Origin of the sequence: Paenibacillus sp. PsM32, assembly GCF_030433815.1 — a bacterium.
Lineage (GTDB): Bacteria > Bacillota > Bacilli > Paenibacillales > Paenibacillaceae > Saccharibacillus > Saccharibacillus kyungheensis.
This window is the reverse complement of sequence record NZ_JARUWY010000012.1, coordinates 133,149-141,079: the sequence shown is the minus strand read 5'-3', so window position 1 is coordinate 141,079 and position 7,931 is coordinate 133,149. Positions and strand designations below refer to the sequence as shown.

Here is a 7,931-nt window from a genome sequence, read left to right as displayed (position 1 = left end):
CCCCGCTTTACCGCTCTATTTATTATATCGACTCTTATACTTCGATTGTTTATAGTTATTGAGAACTTTTTATAAATTAAGCATCTTTTTTTTGTGAAGATGGTTTTTGCTGATGACGCCATTGTTCCAATAACTCAGGACTAATCGCAGCATGCTGATTACTCAGTTGAATAGCTTCGTATACTTCTTTCCGATAAATATCAATATTTTTAGGAGCCGCTATACCAAGTTTTATCGTATCTGCATCAACTGAAAGTATAGTAATTTCAATCTGATCGTCGATAATAATCGTTTCGCCTTTTTTACGTGATAATACTAGCATTAGGCTTCCCCCTTCGGTGTATTACCTGCGTACAATGAATGCTTGGTTGTATAAGATGTAGTCTGCAAAATAATCTGTTTGGCTTCTTGTTCATTAATGTTAAAAATAATAGGAGCCACCAGATTAATAGTAATCTGTTCAGGCACACTATTCCAGGTCACAATACAACGAATAGCCACTTGATCTTCAGATTCAATATGGAGTTCTTCTTGCACATCCTTCGGCAATTCAAATTCATACGTTGGATAAAAAATAAATGGATCTACCACAATAAAACCCACTAACTCATTATCTACAGATTGCAATAAACTAAAAGATTCATATTGAGGAATCACCTGATATTCTGTGAATTCAGGAAATCCTGGAATACCTTTAGGGAATGTATAATTGTTTTCTTTTAAATTAGTATTACGTTCAGACGAAATGGATGAACTTGTCATACTTTCTCCTCCTTATTTTCAAGAAAAGGCTACGGACAGCGATAGTCCATAGCCTTTTTTATTAACTCTTTACATATTTGTATTGTAAATTTAATTCAAGAAATTCACAAGTGACATTTGCATAATAGATGCGGATGTTTGAAGAGCAGCTTGATAAGCTGATTTAGCAGAAGATGCTTTAATTAATACCTCAGATATATCAGCATCTTCAACGCTGGCTTGTAATGTGTTTACATTAAGCTCACGGTCTTCTAAACGACTTTTAACCAATTCTACCCGATTCGTTTTTGCACCCACTTCAGAACGAGCAGCAGACATTTTAGTTGCACGACTTGAAATATTATCTATCTCTGAACTGATACCTTTATAATCACCATTTGTTAAAGCAGTTGTCAAGCGGTCAATTGTAGCAAATACATTATCTGTATCTGTTGAATTACCGAAAAAATCATTTCCATTTGTGCTTACGCCCAAACTAACTTGCTCACTAATCCCATAAGTAACTTGACCAGTATCTGTTTTAACATTTGCAAGACTTGTTACAGAGTCAGAAAGCTCATAAGGTTTCTGGTCAACTTGTTCACCATTAAAAATATATTTCCCAGTCAATTGGCTATTGCCAATGTCCGCCAGTTGTTTTTTTAGCTCCAATAGTTCATCTTTAATTGCAGTTAAACCACTTGATTCGGTAGTACCTGTACCTGCTTGTACAGTTAATTCTTTCATACGAGTCATAATATCGCCAGCTTGTCCCATAATTGTATCAGAGTAATCCAGCCAACTTTGAGCTGCATCAGTATTACTCTGATATTGATCATTGGCAGAAAGTTCCGCACGATAGCGAAGTGCATATGTTGTTCCTGTAGGATCATCTGAAGCTTTATTTATTTTTTTACCTGTGGTTGATTGATCGTTCAAGTTATCCATAGTGACTTGACTTTTATTTAAATTTCGTAATGTCTGCGAAGTTATCATACTAGATGTTATACGCATACTTTTACCCCCTTACTTATTAGAGTCCTACTCTACCTGTACTATTAATCAATCTATCCAGTAGTTGGTCCATTGTCGTCATAAAACGTGAAGAAGCGCTATAAGCATGTTGAAATTTGAGCAAATCCGACATTTCTTCATCTAAAGATACGCCACTTACAGATTGTCTATTGCTATCTACCTGATCTGTTAAAGTTTGAGCATTCTGTGTCTGACGTTTTGCTTCTGCTGAATCTACGCCTAGCTCTCCTACCATACTATTAAAATAATCTTGTACTGTAGTAGCAGTGCTTGTACCAAAATTCATTTTAGTATTTTGTAATTCCGACATAATTAAGGCTAGCCCGCCGTTACCAGCTACAACTTTTTCATTATCCCCTGTACCTGTTGTTCTTAAAGAAAATGCGATTAAACTTGGATCTTTTTGTAAAGAGCTATTTAGTGTTATATTTCCCGCTGTAATTGTTCCGCCACTATCAGAAGCAGTGAAAAAATCAGTGCCTTGATCCCCTGCACTATTATAACCTAGCTTTTGCAATCCATTAATACCATTAACAGTCACACTCAAGCTAGATTTTAACGTACGATTACCCGCTTCGTCTGAGTAGGTAACTCCATTTAATATTGTACCATTCGGAATAACAGAACCTGCGGGTAAATTCACAGTCAATTCACCATTAGCAAGAGTATTAGCCAATTGATCTAATTTTGATTTTTGATCTACTACATATTGATCGCGTGAAGTAAAAAGCCCATGCATTTCTCCACTCGTTAATGTTCCACCTTGATAAGCAGTTTGTAATGAAGCCGCAGTAACCGGAGTAACTGTACTTCCCGTTACACCTACTTGTCCTCCAAAATTAATTTGATAACCATCACTCAGCTCTGTAGTAGTTACATTTCCATATTTGGATAATTGATCTACAGCATAATCACGTTGATCACGTAAATCATTCGCATCATTTCCTAATGATTCAATCGACATAATACTTTGATTCAAGCTTCCTACAGTAGACAATAAAGAATTTACAGTTGTCGTATCTAGATTGATACTTGAAGTTAAATCAGTACTTAATGTATCTAATTGCTTGCTCATTTGATTCATTGAATCTGTTAAAGAAAGAGTTTTTTCTTTTAAAATTTTCTGGTTTGTTGTACTTTGAGGATTATTACTTAAATCTGACCATGCTGACCAAAAATTATTTAAAACAGTTTGCATACCTGTATCTGATGGCTCATTAATTACTGTTTCTAACTTGGATAATGTATCTGTTTTAGTTGTCCAACTACTTAACGAGGAATTTTCACCACGGTATTGAGTATCCAAAAATAAAGAACGTACACGTTGTACAGAAGTGGCTTCAACACCAGTACCAATCTGTCCTGCGGATGTAGCATTTTTAAAGGCAACGGCTTCTAGCGGGTTAGTTGCACTTGTATGGACAACTTGACGAGAGTATCCGACAGTATCAGCATTTGCAATATTATGAGCAACTGTATTTAAAGAGACTGTTGTTGTAGAAAGGCTTCGTCTCGACGTTTCTATAGAATGAAATGTAGATGTCATATAATCCTCCTAATTCTTAGCCACGTGTATCGAATAGTCCTGAACGTGTCATTCCATAAGCTTTGTCAGCAGGATGTTGGTAAGTCAAATCTTGTTCAGGAACTAATGTTAACATCTCTAATGAAAATTCTACGTAATCCATGGCTTGTTGGATCAATTGTTTATTTAAATCATTTAGTTTTTGGAGTTTTTCCAAAGTGGCAGCTAGTCTAGAGCGAGCTTCGAGGAGTTCTTGTTTTTCTTCTGGATCAAAAACAAGACGGGCAAGTTCGATAACATTTAAACGTAATTTAGATTTAATTCCACGCTCCAACAAAAAAGCATGTACGATTTCTTCACGCATCTGTTCTTCTGATTCAATATGTTTAGCTAACTTCGATTCTTTATTCATTACAGCAATGAGAGAACTGATTTCATTTTTGATAACAGCTTGCTTTTTGCGCTCACCGAGCTCGATCATCTGGATATGGCAATCATTCATTTGATCGAGCTTTGCTACCAGTTTCTGCAAAGTCTCACTACTCATTGATTAATTCCCCGTTCCTTTTAGGAAAGGCAACAACTTATCTGCAAGTGCGCCTGCATCCACATTGTACGTACCCGAAGATACTTGTTCTTTCAGACTTTGAATTTTTTGAGCACGTTCTGCATTAGCAGAAGCTTGAGTGCTATTTGCTTGTAACATTTCCATTGCCTCCGGCGAGATTGACACTTCATCTTTACGATTTGCTTTTTTCTCATTAGTTACTGCTTTTGCCTCTGCTGCTCTTTGGTATGGGTTGATTGCACTTACGCGGTTAGTTTCGTTAATTTTCATGGTTGACACGCTCCTTAGTAATTTTAGTTGAGAAGAACTTCCTATTCAGGATAGGACGTTCTTTTTTGATATCAGGAAGCTTGGGTGATAAGCAAAAGGTTGTTTTCCTGATATCATATAGACAACCGATTTAGTATTTACTAAGATTATCGGACATTTTCGAGATAATTTTTATAGTTATAAAGTGGTTAATTATAAAACGACATTTGTCATTGCTTAAGTCCTAATCCTGCATACGTACGCAATTGAAACCACTCATATAGCACCAAATATTGTCGTTATTTGACTTGTATATGGAAAACCTCTTACATATTTCGGAATTTGTCGACTGCCCGATAGGTCCCTTGGGTTTTTTGTGCTTCTTCTTTTTTGGCTGCTTGATCATCTTCATAAGCATGTTGAATGTCTTTATTAAGACGTGCCCGGCAAGAATCACACATATTACTATCTCGAATAGGATTACCACACACTTCACAAGCATAAGACATATTAGGTGCATTAGCGATTGAAATGCGTCCTTCTCTGATAAACTGTGTGATTTGCTTCACAGGTACTTCCACTGCTTCGGATAATTCTGTAATTGTTGTTCCTTTATGTTCACGTAAGTACTTGATACAATCTTCATATTGGAATTCAATTTCTTTTATACAATTACCACAGATTCCTCTGAGATTCATAACATGTAATTTACCACAACGGGGACAATTAGCTAAGTTCATCCCGTACCGCCTCCTAATCATTGCACTACATCTTTATCATTTATGCTCTTATTTATATTATATCGTACAATAGGTCCTTATTTATTAATAATAAAGCTTAAATTAACGATTTATTTCATACATTCTTTTAAATTTTCATCAAATAGACTAGAGTGTACAGAATGAATACGATATCGTACATGCTTTTCAAGAACGAGCCCATGTTAAGCTAAATACCTGTATAGCGATACCATGAAGCTGCCCAGCTTCGATTAACGCTTTTGCACAATTATTAATAGTACTTCCTGTTGTATAGATATCATCTACGAGTAGTATATTTAGGCTATGCGATTGATAAGTAGTTAACCATTGTGGCGTATCCAAATCATAACCAAATACTTCTTTCATATTCATAATACGTGCTTGTCGTCCTTGTGAGCTTTGCTTGATTGTATCTCGTTGTCTAACTAACAAAGATTTATAAGGTAAACGTTCATATGTAGCCAAATGACTTGCTAGAACTGCTGCTTGATCAAAACCTCTCTGTATTAATCGTGATCCACTTACAGGTACAAATGTAACCACATCGATAGTCCACGCTTTTCGATAAAATTCTGTCATCTCTTGCTTCATCCCCTGATATGCTTCTATTACTATTTGTCCTAATAAAGAAGCATACCGTTCTTGGCCCTTGTATTTATAATCGGCTAACCATGTTCTCATCGTATCGTTATAGGAAACCGCACTACGGTTGAACATAAAATAACGTTGTGCTGCTGATTTACGCTGGCAATCAGGACAATAGCTCTCTCGTCCACATACTTTACAGGTAATCTGAGTAATCCAGGGAATGTGCCGTGCACAAAGCTCGCAAATCCCAGGATATCTTTTCATTAATGCCGCCTTTTTACCACAAGACATACAAGCATCATAGTGTGGAGATAGATAAGACAACCATGTATTCCATAAGTTTTTGTTTAACATAATCTATAATCCCTTTCCTAGTATGGATGATTTGGATGCATGTAGATAACCTTTACGTCTAGCGATTCGATTCATAAGCTTGATTTGTGATACTGCTTTTTTCTGCTCGATTGTCCATTGCTTAGCGCCAAAAATCACATTTCCTTTAGGATCTTCTTTGGATCTCCCTGCTCGTCCTGCCATTTGTACGAGAGAAGACGCATCAAATAATCCACTATCAGCATCCAAAATATAGACATCACTATAAGGAATCGTGACTCCGCGTTCTAAAATAGTAGTTGTGACTAATATTCGTATCTGTTGCTCTCGAAAAAGAAGGACTTTGTCCGCTCGTTCATGATCTTGAGAAGAAGTTCCTTCAATTGAAAGCTGTGGGAAATAAGATCGCAGTAATAATACTAGCGATTCGATTAATGCTATCCGAGAAACAAATATAAAAACCTGTGCCTGACGTGTTACCGAATAACGTAAATATTTTAACAAAGTATGAGATAATTGCTTTCTGTTAAGCATATGAGTCACTGTTGGTATATGAATATACTTTGGTACTGGTAAAGGATGTCCATGAAAACGAGCCGGTACTTTAGCATGCGCAAGTATTCCTTGTTTGATTTCTTTTTGTAATTGCACAGGTGGGGTCGCAGATAAATATACAAAAGCTCCATCATATTTACAGCAAGCATTAGCGGCATATGCTAACATCGGATCATTGTGAAAAGGGAACGCATCCAATTCATCCAAAATAATCAGATCAAATGCTTGCGAAAATCTTAATAGTTGATGTGTAGTAGCTATCGTCAAATCTGCGCTTCGCCAGCGATCTTCACTTCCTCCGTACAATACAGAGATCGTTGTTGCTGGAAAAGCTTTGGCCATACGAGGAGCTAATTCAAGCACTACATCTCTTCTTGGTGTTGCTACTAGTACTTTCCCCTTATTTTGTAATACATGATCGATTAGCGGAAAGGTCATTTCTGTTTTACCTGCACCTGTTACTGCCCAAAGTAGGAAACGTTTATGTGTAAAATAGGAAGGACTAGGAATACGCTTTTTATTTTTTGATTTGGATAGAAAAAAGAGATAGAAGAAATTATTACTTGAAGATATTGTTTTGATCGAGTTTTTCGTTGTATTTTTTAAAAAATATAATGCACTGGTAGTGGCTTCAGTCTGTGCATCACTAAGTCCCCATCTCATCTGAATATTTTCTTCTTTATAATTAGTATCTATAGAAGAAACAGAATTTAGATCTAATGGCGCTATATATACAGATTGAATCATTAAAGTACATTCACGACTTCTACCCAGATTAAGACAGGTCTCACAATAAGCACATGCAGAACTGCCACAACTAGCACACGGCGTGGCGTTCATCCTCTGGCTTCCACAACGACGACAATGATAACTTGAAGCAGAATCTTTATATACAGCTGAGTGAAGTCGCAATGATTGTGTTAAATATGCTAGCTGTGTATATGTTTTCCAATGAGTTAGAAGATTTATTTGTTGATCTGTAATCATCATCATGTATTCTGTTTCTAAAAGAGAACGACCTTGCATCATATGAGTGAGTTCTATTGCGCTTAACATTACTTTTCGTTTCCAAACAGGTAATCCCGAATGATCTATGTATTCGTCTGGCTGATCTTGCATGTGTTGTATAGTAGATACTAAAAAAGGTATATCTTTTATTGTGTTCACAGTATTATCCCACAATATCTTTATCTGATCCGCCACTATAAAAGAATGAATATTTCTACGCTGATTGTCATGCTGATTATAATTTTGAATACGATTGAATAACCATTGCTCTATATGTTGTTTCCATTGATATTGATCCCAACGATCTGCACTGTTATCGAATTTTAAATATTGCTTGCACTGCAAAGCCCATACTAAAGGAATAGTCGATGAAATATATATCATTTGTTGGATGGTTTCTGTATGTCGCTTATCTGAAGTCCACCATATGAGATCAATACGAAGATCAAGCGATATTTCAAAAGACCACTCGTCTTTTTGCTTAATAGCGTACAATGCAATTTGCATTTATATTCTCCTTTCTATTCTTGAAATAGCAAAAAAGCACACCTTCCCTATCTCTAGGAAA

Annotated in this window: 9 protein-coding genes; all 9 read right to left on the bottom strand. The window is 36.1% G+C overall.

Going from position 1 to position 7,931, the window contains the following annotated elements; translation table 11 throughout:
- Positions 1 to 76: 76 nt before the first annotated feature.
- Positions 77 to 322, bottom strand: a complete 246-nt coding sequence (gene csrA, locus QCD85_RS19820) for a carbon storage regulator CsrA (RefSeq protein WP_301263666.1) — start codon at positions 320 to 322, stop codon at positions 77 to 79.
- Entirely contained in the window at positions 322 to 762 is a 441-nt protein-coding gene (locus QCD85_RS19815; RefSeq protein ID WP_301263665.1) for a flagellar assembly protein FliW, read from the bottom strand. Before QCD85_RS19815 ends, csrA begins: the two co-directional genes overlap by 1 nt.
- Before the next feature lie 90 nt (positions 763 to 852).
- Positions 853 to 1,755 (bottom strand): flagellar hook-associated protein FlgL, encoded by a 903-nt coding sequence (gene flgL / locus QCD85_RS19810; RefSeq protein ID WP_301263664.1) that lies wholly within the window; start codon positions 1,753 to 1,755, stop codon positions 853 to 855.
- 19 nt (positions 1,756 to 1,774) lie between these two features.
- Positions 1,775 to 3,322 carry a flagellar hook-associated protein FlgK gene (flgK, locus tag QCD85_RS19805; RefSeq protein ID WP_301263663.1) on the bottom strand — a complete coding sequence of 516 codons (1,548 nt, stop codon included), beginning with the start codon at positions 3,320 to 3,322 and terminating at the stop codon, positions 1,775 to 1,777.
- 16 nt (positions 3,323 to 3,338) lie between these two features.
- Positions 3,339 to 3,848 carry a flagellar protein FlgN gene (locus QCD85_RS19800; protein ID WP_301263662.1) on the bottom strand — a complete coding sequence of 170 codons (510 nt, stop codon included), beginning with the start codon at positions 3,846 to 3,848 and terminating at the stop codon, positions 3,339 to 3,341.
- Between the two features lie 3 nt (positions 3,849 to 3,851).
- Complete coding sequence (gene flgM / locus QCD85_RS19795) at positions 3,852 to 4,139, bottom strand: flagellar biosynthesis anti-sigma factor FlgM (protein ID WP_273613759.1); 288 nt, start codon at positions 4,137 to 4,139, stop codon at positions 3,852 to 3,854.
- 305 nt (positions 4,140 to 4,444) lie between these two features.
- Entirely contained in the window at positions 4,445 to 4,858 is a 414-nt protein-coding gene (locus QCD85_RS19790; protein WP_273613760.1) for a TIGR03826 family flagellar region protein, read from the bottom strand.
- A gap of 186 nt (positions 4,859 to 5,044) precedes the next feature.
- Positions 5,045 to 5,821: a ComF family protein gene (locus QCD85_RS19785; RefSeq protein WP_301263661.1), complete on the bottom strand. Its 777-nt coding sequence runs from the start codon at positions 5,819 to 5,821 to the stop codon at positions 5,045 to 5,047.
- A gap of 3 nt (positions 5,822 to 5,824) precedes the next feature.
- Positions 5,825 to 7,870: a DEAD/DEAH box helicase gene (locus tag QCD85_RS19780; RefSeq protein ID WP_301263660.1), complete on the bottom strand. Its 2,046-nt coding sequence runs from the start codon at positions 7,868 to 7,870 to the stop codon at positions 5,825 to 5,827.
- Positions 7,871 to 7,931: the final 61 nt, after the last annotated feature.